Origin of the sequence: Leclercia sp. W17 (assembly GCF_003336325.1) — a bacterium.
Classification (GTDB): Bacteria; Pseudomonadota; Gammaproteobacteria; order Enterobacterales; family Enterobacteriaceae; genus Enterobacter.
Window position 1 is genome coordinate 1172036 of the sequence record NZ_CP031101.1, and the last position, 12272, is coordinate 1184307.

General features: G+C 56.3%; 14 protein-coding genes. 12 read left to right on the forward strand and 2 right to left on the reverse strand.

The features are described from left to right. Positions 1–20 precede the first annotated feature (20 nt). From rseA to acpS, 10 genes are all read left to right on the forward strand, one after another. On the forward strand, positions 21–671 hold the full coding sequence (gene rseA / locus DVA44_RS05815) for an anti-sigma-E factor RseA (protein WP_039029767.1): 651 nt from the start codon (positions 21–23) through the stop codon (positions 669–671). Next, positions 671–1624, forward strand: a complete 954-nt coding sequence (gene rseB, locus DVA44_RS05820) for a sigma-E factor regulatory protein RseB (RefSeq protein ID WP_103180757.1) — start codon at positions 671–673, stop codon at positions 1622–1624. The genes rseA and rseB overlap by 1 nt, the downstream gene beginning before the upstream one ends. Continuing rightward, positions 1621–2097, forward strand: coding sequence for a SoxR-reducing system protein RseC (rseC, locus tag DVA44_RS05825; RefSeq protein ID WP_114385946.1), 477 nt, complete (start codon positions 1621–1623; stop codon positions 2095–2097). Before rseB ends, rseC begins: the two co-directional genes overlap by 4 nt. Before the next feature lie 184 nt (positions 2098–2281). Next, positions 2282–4081: a translation elongation factor 4 gene (gene lepA / locus DVA44_RS05830; protein ID WP_103180755.1), complete on the forward strand. Its 1800-nt coding sequence runs from the start codon at positions 2282–2284 to the stop codon at positions 4079–4081. 16 nt (positions 4082–4097) lie between these two features. Continuing rightward, positions 4098–5072, forward strand: coding sequence for a signal peptidase I (gene lepB, locus DVA44_RS05835; protein WP_114385947.1), 975 nt, complete (start codon positions 4098–4100; stop codon positions 5070–5072). A gap of 223 nt (positions 5073–5295) precedes the next feature. Continuing rightward, the gene (gene rnc, locus DVA44_RS05845; protein ID WP_103180753.1) at positions 5296–5976 is read left to right on the forward strand and encodes a ribonuclease III; all 681 of its coding nucleotides are present in this window, start codon (positions 5296–5298) and stop codon (positions 5974–5976) included. Further along, complete coding sequence (gene era / locus DVA44_RS05850; protein WP_103180752.1) at positions 5973–6878, forward strand: GTPase Era; 906 nt, start codon at positions 5973–5975, stop codon at positions 6876–6878. The genes rnc and era overlap by 4 nt, the downstream gene beginning before the upstream one ends. 11 nt (positions 6879–6889) lie before the next feature. Next, positions 6890–7600, forward strand: coding sequence for a DNA repair protein RecO (gene recO, locus DVA44_RS05855; protein WP_114314206.1), 711 nt, complete (start codon positions 6890–6892; stop codon positions 7598–7600). 23 nt (positions 7601–7623) lie between these two features. Next, positions 7624–8355: a pyridoxine 5'-phosphate synthase gene (gene pdxJ / locus DVA44_RS05860; RefSeq protein WP_103181123.1), complete on the forward strand. Its 732-nt coding sequence runs from the start codon at positions 7624–7626 to the stop codon at positions 8353–8355. Continuing rightward, entirely contained in the window at positions 8355–8735 is a 381-nt protein-coding gene (acpS, locus tag DVA44_RS05865; protein WP_114314207.1) for a holo-ACP synthase, read from the forward strand. The genes pdxJ and acpS overlap by 1 nt, the downstream gene beginning before the upstream one ends. On the opposite strand, the gene DVA44_RS05870 is transcribed toward acpS, so the two are convergent. Together DVA44_RS05870 and DVA44_RS05875 are read right to left on the reverse strand one after the other, a co-directional pair. Further along, positions 8732–8992, reverse strand: coding sequence for a YfhL family 4Fe-4S dicluster ferredoxin (locus DVA44_RS05870; protein WP_103824596.1), 261 nt, complete (start codon positions 8990–8992; stop codon positions 8732–8734). The genes acpS and DVA44_RS05870 overlap by 4 nt on opposite strands. A 56-nt stretch (positions 8993–9048) precedes the next feature. After that, positions 9049–9897 (reverse strand): MurR/RpiR family transcriptional regulator, encoded by an 849-nt coding sequence (locus DVA44_RS05875; protein WP_114314208.1) that lies wholly within the window; start codon positions 9895–9897, stop codon positions 9049–9051. Positions 9898–10014: 117 nt separating this feature from the next. Between DVA44_RS05875 and murQ the strand changes: the two genes are divergently transcribed. Continuing rightward, entirely contained in the window at positions 10015–10908 is an 894-nt protein-coding gene (gene murQ, locus DVA44_RS05880; protein ID WP_114314209.1) for an N-acetylmuramic acid 6-phosphate etherase, read from the forward strand. A 10-nt stretch (positions 10909–10918) separates the two neighbouring features. Then, positions 10919–12271, forward strand: coding sequence for a PTS transporter subunit EIIC (locus DVA44_RS05885; RefSeq protein ID WP_114385948.1), 1353 nt, complete (start codon positions 10919–10921; stop codon positions 12269–12271). Position 12272 lies beyond the last annotated feature (1 nt).

Sequence of the window (12272 nt, forward strand, 5' to 3'; positions counted from 1 at the left end):
TACTGGAAAAGGTATTAGGCATGCAGAAAGAACAACTTTCCGCTTTGATGGATGGTGAAACGCTGGACAGTGAGATGCTCAACGAGCTCTCTCGCTCTCCTGAGATGCAAAAAACCTGGGAGAGTTATCATCTCATTCGCGATACTCTGCGCGGCGATACCAGCGATGTCCTCCATTTTGATATCTCAGCTCGCGTAATGGCGGCCATAGAGAACGAACCTGTTTCTCAGGCCACCCCGCTCATCCCCGAAGCTCAACCTGCACCGCACCTGTGGCAGAAGATGCCTTTCTGGAACAAAGTGCGCCCCTGGGCGAGTCAACTGACTCAAATGGGTGTGGCTGCTTGCGTATCGCTTGCAGTTATTGTGGGCGTCCAGCACTATAACACTCAATCTGAAGTGAGCCAGCAACCAGAAGCGCCAGTGTTTAATACACTGCCGATGATGGGCAAAGCCAGCCCGGTAAGTCTGGGTATTCCTTCTGATGCCTCGGCCGGTGCCGGTCAGCAGCAGCAGGTACAAGAGCAGCGCCGTCGTATCAATGCGATGTTGCAGGATTATGAATTGCAGCGTCGTCTGCATTCTGAACAGCTTCAGTTTGAACAGGCGCAAACGCAGCAGGCTGCTGTGCAAGTGCCAGGAAACCAAACTTTAGGAACGCAATCGCAGTAATGAAGCAACTTTGGTGCGCCATGTCTCTGATGGCGGGTAGCCTGTTGTTCACTGTCAACGCCTCGGCTGATGTATCGTCCGGGGCGTTGTTGCAGCAAATGAACCAGGCCAGCCAGTCACTCAACTACGAGCTGTCTTTTATCAGTATCAATAAGCAAGGTGTAGAGTCGTTACGCTATCGCCATGCCCGTCTTGATAAACAGCCTCTTGCCCAGCTTTTGCAGATGGATGGTCCGCGCCGCGAAGTTGTGCAGCGTGGCAATGAAATCAGCTATTTCGAGCCGGGTCTCGAACCTTTTACGCTGAATGGCGACTACATTGTTGATTCGCTGCCTTCGCTCATCTATACCGATTTTAAACGGTTGTCCCCTTACTACGACTTCATCTCCGTAGGACGTACCCGTATCGCCGATCGGCTCTGCGAGGTGCTGCGGGTGGTCGCCAGAGACGGAACACGTTACAGCTATATCGTCTGGATGGATGCAGAGACCAAGCTGCCAATGCGGGTCGATCTGCTGGATAGGGATGGTGAGACGCTGGAGCAGTTCCGGGTGATCTCCTTTACCATCGACGATCAGGTCGGTAACAGCATGCAGAATCTGGCAAAAGCGAACCTGCCGCCGCTGCTCTCCGTCCCGGCGGGGGATAACGTTAACTTTAACTGGGCGCCTAACTGGATCCCGCAGGGCTTCAGTGAAGTCTCCAGCAGTCGACGCCAGTTGCCCACCATCGATACCCCGGTTGAATCCCGTCTTTACTCCGACGGCTTGTTCAGCTTCTCGGTGAACATTAACCGGGCAACACCGGTCAGTGCCGATCAGATGTTGCGTACCGGGCGTCGCACCGTCAGCACCACGATACGGGATAACGCAGAGATCACTGTTGTCGGTGAACTGCCGCCGCAAACCGCTAAACGTATCGCCGACAGCATTAAATTCAGGGCTGCACAATGATCAAAGAGTGGGCAACGGTCGTTTCATGGCATAAGGGCGTCGCGCTGGTCAGCTGCGATGTCAAAGCATCCTGCAACAGCTGCGCCTCCCGCGCCGGTTGCGGCAGCCGGGTGCTGAACAAACTTGGACCGCAGACCTCACACACGATCAGCGTGCCCAGCGCAGAGCCGCTGGTGGAGGGGCAAAAAGTTGAGTTAGGGATCGCTGAAGGTAGCCTGCTTGGCTCGGCCATGCTGGTCTATCTCTCCCCGCTGGTGGGGCTGTTTGCCCTTGGCGGTCTGTTCCAGGTGCTGTTTGGGACCGATCTCGCCGCGATGTGCGGCGCAGCGCTGGGCGGCGTGGGCGGCTTTTTACTGGCGCGCGGCTTTTCCTCCCGTCTTGCGGAGCGTGAAGCGTGGCAGCCCGTTATTCTCAGCGTCGGATTGCCACCCGATCAGCTGCGTGTCGACACGCTCTCTTCAGAAGCCCGGTGATGTTACCGGGCTTTGTTTTATTTACATCTCATAAAAGAAAACGCCAGATCTTCGCGCTAAGCTTGCTGGAAGAGCATTTCCTGGTGACGGAGATGTAGTGTAGAATGCTGCGTTTTCGCACTGAAAAACGTCAGGCTAAGAACAGCGGCCTCCAGGAATTCGTAAGGCATAATTATTTAACTATATGAAGAACATACGTAACTTTTCGATCATTGCTCACATTGACCACGGTAAGTCGACGCTGTCTGACCGTATTATCCAGATTTGCGGTGGCCTGTCTGATCGTGAAATGGCAGCCCAGGTACTGGACTCCATGGACCTGGAACGCGAACGCGGTATTACCATTAAAGCGCAGAGCGTTACGCTCGACTATAAAGCGTCTGACGGTGAAACCTACCAACTTAACTTTATCGACACCCCAGGCCACGTTGACTTCTCTTATGAAGTTTCCCGTTCGCTGGCGGCCTGTGAAGGCGCGCTGCTGGTAGTGGATGCGGGGCAGGGCGTAGAAGCCCAGACCCTGGCTAACTGCTATACCGCGATGGAAATGGATCTCGAAGTGGTGCCGGTTCTGAACAAAATCGACCTGCCAGCCGCCGATCCTGAGCGCGTGGCGGAAGAGATCGAAGATATCGTCGGCATTGACGCGACCGACGCCGTGCGCTGCTCGGCAAAAACCGGCGTGGGTGTCACCGACGTGCTGGAACGTCTGGTGCGTGACATCCCGGCGCCAGAAGGCGATCCGGAGGGGCCACTGCAGGCGCTGATCATCGACTCCTGGTTCGATAACTATCTCGGCGTTGTCTCGCTGGTGCGTATTAAAAACGGTACCATGCGTAAAGGCGACAAGATCAAAGTGATGAGCACCGGACAGGTCTATAACGCTGACCGTCTGGGTATCTTCACGCCAAAACAGGTCGACCGTACCGAGCTGAAGTGCGGCGAAGTAGGCTGGCTGGTTTGTGCGATCAAAGACATCCTCGGCGCGCCGGTGGGCGATACCCTGACGGGCGCCCGTAACCCGGCAGAAAAAGCGCTGCCAGGCTTTAAAAAGGTAAAACCGCAGGTTTATGCGGGTCTGTTCCCGGTAAGCTCTGACGATTATGAGAACTTCCGTGACGCGCTCGGCAAGCTGAGCCTGAACGATGCTTCCCTGTTCTATGAGCCAGAAAGCTCGACGGCGCTGGGCTTCGGCTTCCGCTGCGGCTTCCTCGGCCTGCTGCACATGGAGATCATTCAGGAGCGTCTGGAGCGTGAATACGATCTGGATCTGATCACCACCGCACCAACGGTAGTGTACGAAGTCGAGACCACCTCGAAAGAGGTCATTTACGTTGACAGCCCATCCAAGCTGCCGCCGCTGAATAATATTCATGAGCTGCGCGAGCCGATCGCCGAGTGTCACATGCTGCTGCCGCAGGAGTTCCTCGGTAACGTCATCACGCTGTGTATCGAAAAACGTGGTGTACAGACCAACATGGTTTACCATGGTAACCAGGTGGCGCTGACCTATGAAATCCCGATGGCGGAAGTGGTGCTCGACTTCTTCGATCGTCTGAAGTCAACTTCACGCGGTTATGCGTCGCTGGATTACAACTTCAAACGCTTCCAGGCCTCCAACATGGTGCGTGTGGACGTGCTGATCAACGGCGAGCGCGTCGATGCGCTGGCGCTGATCACCCATAACGACAACGCCCCGTATCGCGGTCGCGAACTGGTCGAGAAGATGAAAGATCTCATCCCACGCCAGCAGTTCGACATTGCGATTCAGGCGGCCATTGGCAACCATATTATCGCCCGTTCTACGGTTAAACAGCTGCGTAAAAACGTTCTGGCAAAATGCTATGGCGGTGACGTCAGCCGTAAGAAGAAGCTGCTCCAGAAGCAGAAAGAAGGTAAGAAGCGTATGAAGCAGGTCGGTAACGTTGAGCTGCCGCAGGAAGCGTTCCTCGCCATTCTGCACGTTGGTAAAGACGGAAAATAACCCTTAAGGAGTTGGCATGGCGAACATGTTTGCCCTGATCCTGGTGATTGCCACACTGGTGACGGGGCTGTTGTGGTGTCTGGATAAGTTTATCTTTGCTCCGAAACGTCGCGAACGTCAGGCCGTCGCGCAGGCTGCCACGGGCGACCAGTTGGATCCGAATACCCTGAAGAAAGTCAGCCCTAAGCCGGGCTGGCTGGAAACGGGCGCTTCGGTCTTTCCGGTGCTGGCCATTGTGCTGGTGGTACGTTCGTTTATCTATGAACCTTTCCAGATCCCATCCGGTTCGATGATGCCAACGCTGCTGATCGGTGATTTTATTCTGGTCGAGAAGTTTGCTTATGGCATTAAAGATCCGATCTACCAGAAAACGCTGATCGAAACCGGCCATCCAAAACGCGGCGATATCGTGGTGTTCAAATATCCGGACGATCCGCGTCTGGATTACATCAAACGTACCGTTGGCGTACCGGGTGATAAGGTAACCTATAATCCGGTTTCCAAAGAGGTGACGGTTCAGCCTGGCTGCAGTTCCGGCACCGCTTGCGGTAGCGCATTACCGGTGACCTATTCCGGCGTTGAGCCAAGCGACTTTGTGCAGACCTTTGCCCGTCGCAACGGCGGCGAAGCGACCAGCGGTTTCTTCCAGCTGCCGAAAGGCGAGACCAAAGAGAACGGTATTCGTCTGAACGAGCGTAAAGAGACCCTGGGCGATGTGACGCACCGTATCCTGACCGTCTCCATCGCGCAGGATCAGCTGGGTATGTACTATCAGCAGAAGGGGCAGCAGCTGGCGACCTGGATCGTGCCACCGGGACACTACTTCATGATGGGTGATAACCGCGATAACAGCGCGGACAGCCGTTACTGGGGCTTTGTGCCGGAAGCGAACCTGGTGGGTAAAGCCACCACCATCTGGATGAGCTTCGAGAAACAGGAAGGCGAATGGCCAACCGGCGTACGGTTAAATCGTATTGGCGGCATCCATTAATTCCTGATAAATGAGCACGTAGCCTCTTTAACCAGAGGCTACGTGAATTATTTCACTGATAAATCTCTTCTGACTAACGACAACCCCTGTCGTTGCGTATAGAATATTCCCCCGAAGTTTAAGGTTGGCGCTGATTCAGCGCCACGGCACACGAAACCGCGTTGGCTTTCTCAGGACGGTTTCGTGTGCTGCATTTTTGACGCATTTATTCTATTGGTATCGCATGAACCCCATCGTAATTAATCGGCTTCAACGGAAGCTGGGCTACACTTTTCAGCATCAGGAGTTGTTGCAACAGGCATTAACCCATCGCAGTGCCAGCAGCAAACACAATGAGCGACTCGAATTTCTGGGCGACTCCATTTTAAGTTTTGTTATTGCGAATGCGCTTTATCACCGTTTCCCGCGTGTGGATGAAGGCGATATGAGCCGCATGCGCGCAACGCTGGTACGTGGCAATACGCTTGCCGAAATTGCCCGTGAATTTGAACTGGGTGAATGCCTGCGACTCGGGCCTGGCGAACTGAAAAGCGGCGGCTTCCGTCGTGAATCTATTCTCGCGGATACGGTCGAAGCGTTAATCGGTGGTGTTTTCCTCGACAGCGATATCCAGACGGTGGAGCAGCTGATCCTGAACTGGTATCAGACGCGTCTGGATGAGATCAGCCCGGGTGATAAACAGAAAGATCCAAAAACCCGTTTGCAGGAGTATTTGCAGGGTCGCCATCTGCCGCTGCCATCTTATCTGGTGGTGCAGGTTCGTGGCGAAGCACACGATCAGGAGTTTACCATCCATTGCCAGGTCAGTGGCCTGAGTGAACCGGTGGTTGGCACAGGTTCAAGCCGTCGTAAGGCGGAACAGGCTGCCGCCGAACAGGCGCTGAAAATGCTGGAGCTGGAATGAGCGAAGAAAAAAGTTATTGTGGATTTATTGCCATCGTTGGACGTCCGAACGTAGGCAAATCAACCCTGCTGAATAATCTGCTGGGGCAAAAGATCTCTATTACCTCCCGCAAGGCGCAGACCACGCGTCACCGCATTGTCGGTATCCATACCGAAGGGGCGTATCAGGCGATTTATGTCGATACCCCCGGTCTGCATATGGAAGAGAAGCGTGCCATTAACCGTCTGATGAACAAGGCGGCGAGCAGCTCTATCGGCGACGTTGAGCTGGTCATTTTCGTTGTTGAAGGCACCCGCTGGACCCCGGACGACGAGATGGTGCTGAACAAACTGCGTGACGGTAAAACGCCGGTTATCCTTGCGGTCAACAAGGTGGATAACGTACAGGAAAAAGCCGACCTGCTGCCGCATCTGCAGTGGCTGGGTAGCCAGATGAACTTCCTCGATATCGTCCCGCTCTCTGCCGAGACCGGTCTGAACGTCGACACCATCGCGGGCATCGTGCGTAAGCACCTGCCGGAAGCGATTCATCACTTCCCGGAAGAGTATATCACTGACCGTTCTCAGCGTTTTATGGCCTCTGAAATCATCCGTGAGAAGCTGATGCGTTTCCTCGGCGCGGAACTGCCGTACTCTGTCACCGTTGAAATCGAACGTTTCCAGACTAACGAGCGCGGCGGATACGACATCAACGGGCTGATCCTCGTTGAGCGCGAAGGGCAGAAGAAGATGGTGATTGGCAACAAAGGCGCCAAAATTAAAACCATCGGTATTGAAGCCCGTAAGGATATGCAGGAGATGTTTGAAGCGCCGGTTCACCTGGAGCTGTGGGTGAAAGTGAAATCTGGCTGGGCCGATGACGAGCGCGCACTGCGCAGTCTTGGTTACGGCGACGACGTATAAGCCACTAAAACGTGGAAGGCTGGCAGCGCGCTTTTGTACTGCATAGTCGTCCCTGGAGCGAAACCAGCCTGATGCTGGACGTCTTCACGGAAGAGTCAGGCCGCGTGCGCCTTGTTGCCAAAGGCGCACGTTCCAAACGTTCTAACCTGAAAGGCGCTCTGCAGCCCTTCACACCGCTGCTGGTGCGCTTTGGCGGACGCGGGGAAGTGAAAACCCTGCGCAGTGCTGAAGCCGTCTCTCTGGCGCTCCCTCTCTCTGGTATTACGCTCTACAGCGGTCTGTATGTGAACGAGCTTATTACGCGCGTGCTTGAACATGAGACCCGCTTCTCTGAACTCTTTTTCGATTATCTGCACTGTCTTCAGGCCCTGGCGGGTACCACCGGTTCGCCGGAACCGACGCTGCGCCGCTTTGAGCTGGCGTTGCTTGGGCACCTGGGGTATGGGGTCGATTTTCTGCACTGCGCGGGCAGCGGCGAGCCGGTAGAGGACACCATGACCTACCGCTATCGTGAGGAGAAGGGCTTTATCGCCAGCGTGGTTATCGACAACAGTACCTTTACCGGGCGGGATCTGCGGGCGCTGGCGGAACGCGAATTTCCGGATGCCAGCACTCTGCGGGCGGCAAAACGCTTTACCCGTATTGCGCTCAAGCCGTATCTTGGTGGCAAGCCCTTAAAGAGCCGCGAATTATTCAGGCAGTTTATGCCAAAGCGTAAATGAACAACGAGAAACCGAGGATTGTCATGGCTGAATTACTGTTAGGCGTCAACATTGACCATATTGCCACGCTGCGCAATGCGCGCGGAACCGCCTATCCTGACCCGGTCCAGGCGGCCTTTATCGCCGAGCAGGCGGGTGCCGACGGTATTACCGTACATCTGCGCGAGGACCGTCGCCATATTACCGACCGCGATGTGCGTATCCTGCGCCAGACCCTGGACACCCGCATGAATCTGGAGATGGCCGTCACCGAAGAGATGCTGGCAATTGCCGTTGAGACCAAACCGCACTTCTGCTGCCTGGTGCCGGAGAAGCGCCAGGAAGTGACCACCGAAGGCGGGCTGGATGTGGCCGGTCAGCTGGATAAGATGCGTGATGCCTGCAAACGTCTGGCCGATGCCGGGATTCTAGTATCCCTGTTTATCGATGCCGATGAAGCGCAGATCAAAGCCGCCGCCGACGTTGGCGCGCCGTTCATTGAGATCCACACCGGCTGCTACGCCGATGCCGAAGACGAAGCGACCCAGGCGAAAGAGCTCGATCGCATCGCCAAAGCGGCAACATACGCGGCGGGTCTGGGCCTGAAGGTCAATGCCGGTCACGGTCTGACCTACCATAACGTCAAGGCCATTGCGGCGATCCCGGAGATGCACGAGCTGAACATCGGCCATGCGATTATCGGGCGCGCGGTGATGAGCGGCCTGAAAGAGGCGGTGTCAGAGATGAAGCGTCTGATGCTGGAAGCCCGCAAGTAATGGCTATCCTCGGCTTAGGCACGGATATCGTTGAGATCGCCCGCATCGAAGCGGTGATTGCCCGCAGCGGCGATCGCCTTGCCCGTCGGGTGCTCAGCGATAACGAGTGGGCCATCTGGGAAGCGCACCAGCAACCGGTGCGTTTTCTTGCCAAACGTTTTGCGGTGAAGGAGGCGGCGGCAAAAGCCTTCGGCACCGGGATCCGCAACGGTCTGGCGTTCAATCAGTTCGAAGTCTTTAACGATGAGCTGGGCAAACCGCGCCTCAGGCTGTGGGGCGAGGCGCTAAGGCTGGCGGAAAAGCTGGGTGTGGCGCACATGCACGTGACGCTGGCGGATGAGCGCCATTACGCTTGCGCCACGGTGATTATCGAAAGTTAAATCTTATCGGCGTGGTGCATCAGAACGAACTTGTCCCACAGCTGCTCTTCCGATTCAGGATGTGCCGGATCTTTCAGGATAGTATTGGGGATCGGGCACACCTTCTGGCAGGTTGGCGTCTCATAATGACCCACGCACTCGGTGCAGCGGTCGCTGTTAATCTCGTAAATGCTCTCTCCCATTGAAATTGCCTGGTTAGGGCATTCGGGTTCGCACATATCGCAATTGATGCATTTTTTGGTGATTAACAGCGCCATCAGGAAATTCTCAGAAACAACACAAACAGGGCGGGCATTATACGCTCATTGTCTGTTCAAACCAGTTTTTTTACCAATGCCTCGCTATGGCGAATACGTTCCGGGGCATGCTCCAGATCCTGCTGAACCAGCGCCATAAACAGCAGATCGGTCAGCATCATCTGCGCGCTGGTGGACGAGATCGCCGCGCTGCGGGTGGCCTGCTCTTCGGCAATGGTATACAGACAGCGTGTGGCCCGCTGCTGCAGGGCATTGGGGGTAAAGCCGGTGATCGCCAGAATTTTGCCCCCCACGCGCAGCACTTCATCGGCGGCCAGATTAATCTCGCGGCGTTCGCCGGAATAGGAGAGGGCCAACAGCAGATCGTCAGGCTCCATCGCCTGTACGGTAGCCAGCAGGGCATGCATGTCCTGTTCGACAATGGCAATCACGCCGATTTTATTCAGCTTCCAGCCGAAGTTACGCGCCACCAGCCCCGAGGCGCCGATGCCGGTTAGGATCACCCGTCTTGCCGCCCGCAGCATGGCCACGCTCTCCAGCAGCTTCTCTTCGCTATTGACGTCCAGCGTGGCGTGCATCGCAGCGATGTTCTCTTTGATCAGCTTTTCACCCACCAGGCGCATCGGATCGTCGCCGCGGATCTGGTTATGAACCGGCATGGATTGCGGATTCGGGTTGCTGGCCAGCGCCTCGCTGAGCGCCAGTTTCAGGGCGGGAAAACCTTTGAAACCAATCTTTTGCGCGAATTTCACCACGCTTGACTGGCTCACGCCCGCCTCGCTGGCAAGCTGCTGAGAGCTTAAATGGCGGGCACGATCGGGCTGCGAGAGTAAAAAATCCGCCAGCTTTTTATCGCTCTGGGCAAAACCCGCGTATCGCTGGCGGATGCGAATTAGACAGTTCATAGGGACTCCTGGCGAAATGTGATGACTGCAGCAATTGCGAATTCTGCTCGCCTGAATGAATTTTATATTCCATGATAATGCGCTTATTATGAATTAAAAATTCTTGAGGCACAAAAAATGAATCTCGGCTCACTGGTATCAGAATCACGCAACCCACAAACCCTCGACCTGGATGCACTCTCCACGCTTGACCTTGTTCATCGCTTCAACCAACAGGATACGCTGGTCGCGCAGGCAGTGAAAGAAACATTGCCCGAGGTAGCTAAAGCGGTGGATGCCGCGGCAGACGCGCTGAAAGCGGGGGGACGCATTATCTATATGGGGGCAGGCACCAGCGGACGGCTGGGGGTGCTGGATGCTTCAGAGTGCCCACCCACCTTCGGCGTACCACATGGCCTGGTCATCGGCCTCATCGCCGGTGGGCCGGGGGCACTGCTGAAAGCGGTGGAAGGGGCAGAGGACAGCAAGCAGCTCGGTGAAGACGATCTCAAAGCACTTAATCTGACCGCGCAGGATCTGGTGGTCGGGCTGGCGGCCTCCGGGCGCACGCCGTACGTGATTGGCGGGCTGGAGTATGCGAACCAGACCGGCTGCACTACCGTGGCCATCTCCTGCAATCCAGGCTCACCCATTGCCCAGGTGGCGACGATCGCCATCTCGCCGGTTGTCGGCCCGGAAGCGCTGACCGGCTCCACCCGCCTGAAATCCGGCACGGCGCAAAAGCTGGTGCTGAATATGATCTCCACCGGGGCAATGGTGAAGTTCGGTAAGGTCTACCAGAACCTGATGGTGGACATGAAAGCGACCAACGTGAAGCTCATTGATCGGGCGTGCCGCATGGTGGTCGAAGCCACCGGCGCCTCCCGCGAAGAGGCGGAAAAGGTACTGCAGCAGACCGGGTATGACGTCAAACCGGCCATTCTGATGATTTTAAGCGGGCTGGATGCCGCTGCGGCGCGCGCCAGGCTTGACGCGCATCAGGGATTCTTACGTGCGGCATTAGAAAACTAAAGAGGCGTACATGGAAAAAACAGTAGCGCTCGCCAGCGGTATTCTTGCGGGGATCGGCGGGGAAAAAAATATACGGCGTCTGGAAAACTGTATGACGCGGGTGAGGGTGGAAGTTCAGGATGACGACAAGCTCGATCCGGCCACCCTGAAAAAACTGCCTGGCGTCAGCGGGTACGTAAAGCAGGGGGAGCAGCACCAGCTCATCGTCGGGCCTGGTAAGGCCGCGCAGGTGGTGGATGCCATGCGCTCCCTGATGGGCGGGGCGGTGATTGATGATGCCGAGCGCACCAAAGCGCAGGCAAAAGCCAAATATAAAGCCCCGATGAGCGATGCGCTACGCATGCTGGCAAATGTCTTTATTCCGCTCATTCCAGCCTTTATTGCTTCAGGGCTCATCACCGGCATTATCAATATCCTGAAACGCCCGGATATTGTCGGGGATTTTGCGACCCAATATCCAAACCTGCTCGGGATCCTCGGCATTTTCGGCAGCGCGGTCTTTGCCATCATGCACATTCTGGTGGGGGTGAATACTGCCAAAGTGTTTGGCGGCTCGCAGGCGTTAGGCGGAGTGATGGCTGGCATTCTCTCCAGCCCCCAGCTGGCGCAAATCACCCTGTTCGGCGAAGCGCTGCAGCCGGGGCGCGGCGGGGTGATCGCCGTGCTGCTGGTGGTGGTGCTGATGTGCTGGCTTGAGAAAAAGCTGCGTAATATCCTGCCAGGCTCCCTGGAGCTGATCCTCAACCCGCTGCTGACCACGCTTATCACCGGCAGTATCGCCATCATCGCCCTGCAGCCGCTGGGAGGCTGGATCTCGGAGTCCATCGCCCACGGTGCCTCCTGGGCTATCGATCGCGGTGGATTCCTGGTGGGGGCGGTGCTGTCGGGCACCTTCCTGCCGCTGGTACTGACCGGTTTACATCAGGGGCTGGTGCCGATCCACGTTGAGCTGGTGCAGGCGCACGGCTACAACGCCCTGCTGCCTATTCTGGCAATGGCCGGGGTCGGACAGATCGGCGCGGCCATCGCAGTGCTGATGAAAACCCGCAATGCACGCCTGAAAAAGGTGATCAAAGGGGCGCTGCCGGTCGGGCTGCTGGGCATCGGCGAGCCGCTGATTTTTGGTGTCACCCTCCCGCTCGGCAAGCCGTTTATCGGGGCCTGTCTGGGCGGCGCGGTCGGCGGGGCGCTGATCGGTTACTGGAAAGTGGCGACCGTCATCACCTTTGGTATTTCCGGATTACCGCTGGCATTAACCATCGTGACCGGAAAAGTCATGCTCTATCTGTTAGGCTATTTGGTAGCGGTGATCGCCGGGTTCCTGTTTACCTGGCTGTTAGGGTTTAACGATCCAGAGGAGTAAG

What these genes read in the sequence shown, in the direction of transcription:
- rseA (WP_039029767.1), top strand. Translation starts at nt 21, where the DNA reads ATGCAGAAAGAACAACTTTCCGCTTTGATGGATGGTGAAACGCTGGAC.
- rseB (WP_103180757.1), top strand. Translation starts at nt 671, where the DNA reads ATGAAGCAACTTTGGTGCGCCATGTCTCTGATGGCGGGTAGCCTGTTG.
- rseC (WP_114385946.1), top strand. Translation starts at nt 1,621, where the DNA reads ATGATCAAAGAGTGGGCAACGGTCGTTTCATGGCATAAGGGCGTCGCG.
- lepA (WP_103180755.1), top strand. Translation starts at nt 2,282, where the DNA reads ATGAAGAACATACGTAACTTTTCGATCATTGCTCACATTGACCACGGT.
- lepB (WP_114385947.1), top strand. Translation starts at nt 4,098, where the DNA reads ATGGCGAACATGTTTGCCCTGATCCTGGTGATTGCCACACTGGTGACG.
- rnc (WP_103180753.1), top strand. Translation starts at nt 5,296, where the DNA reads ATGAACCCCATCGTAATTAATCGGCTTCAACGGAAGCTGGGCTACACT.
- era (WP_103180752.1), top strand. Translation starts at nt 5,973, where the DNA reads ATGAGCGAAGAAAAAAGTTATTGTGGATTTATTGCCATCGTTGGACGT.
- pdxJ (WP_103181123.1), top strand. Translation starts at nt 7,624, where the DNA reads ATGGCTGAATTACTGTTAGGCGTCAACATTGACCATATTGCCACGCTG.
- acpS (WP_114314207.1), top strand. Translation starts at nt 8,355, where the DNA reads ATGGCTATCCTCGGCTTAGGCACGGATATCGTTGAGATCGCCCGCATC.
- DVA44_RS05870 (WP_103824596.1), bottom strand. Translation starts at nt 8,992, where the DNA reads ATGGCGCTGTTAATCACCAAAAAATGCATCAATTGCGATATGTGCGAA.
- DVA44_RS05875 (WP_114314208.1), bottom strand. Translation starts at nt 9,897, where the DNA reads ATGAACTGTCTAATTCGCATCCGCCAGCGATACGCGGGTTTTGCCCAG.
- murQ (WP_114314209.1), top strand. Translation starts at nt 10,015, where the DNA reads ATGAATCTCGGCTCACTGGTATCAGAATCACGCAACCCACAAACCCTC.
- DVA44_RS05885 (WP_114385948.1), top strand. Translation starts at nt 10,919, where the DNA reads ATGGAAAAAACAGTAGCGCTCGCCAGCGGTATTCTTGCGGGGATCGGC.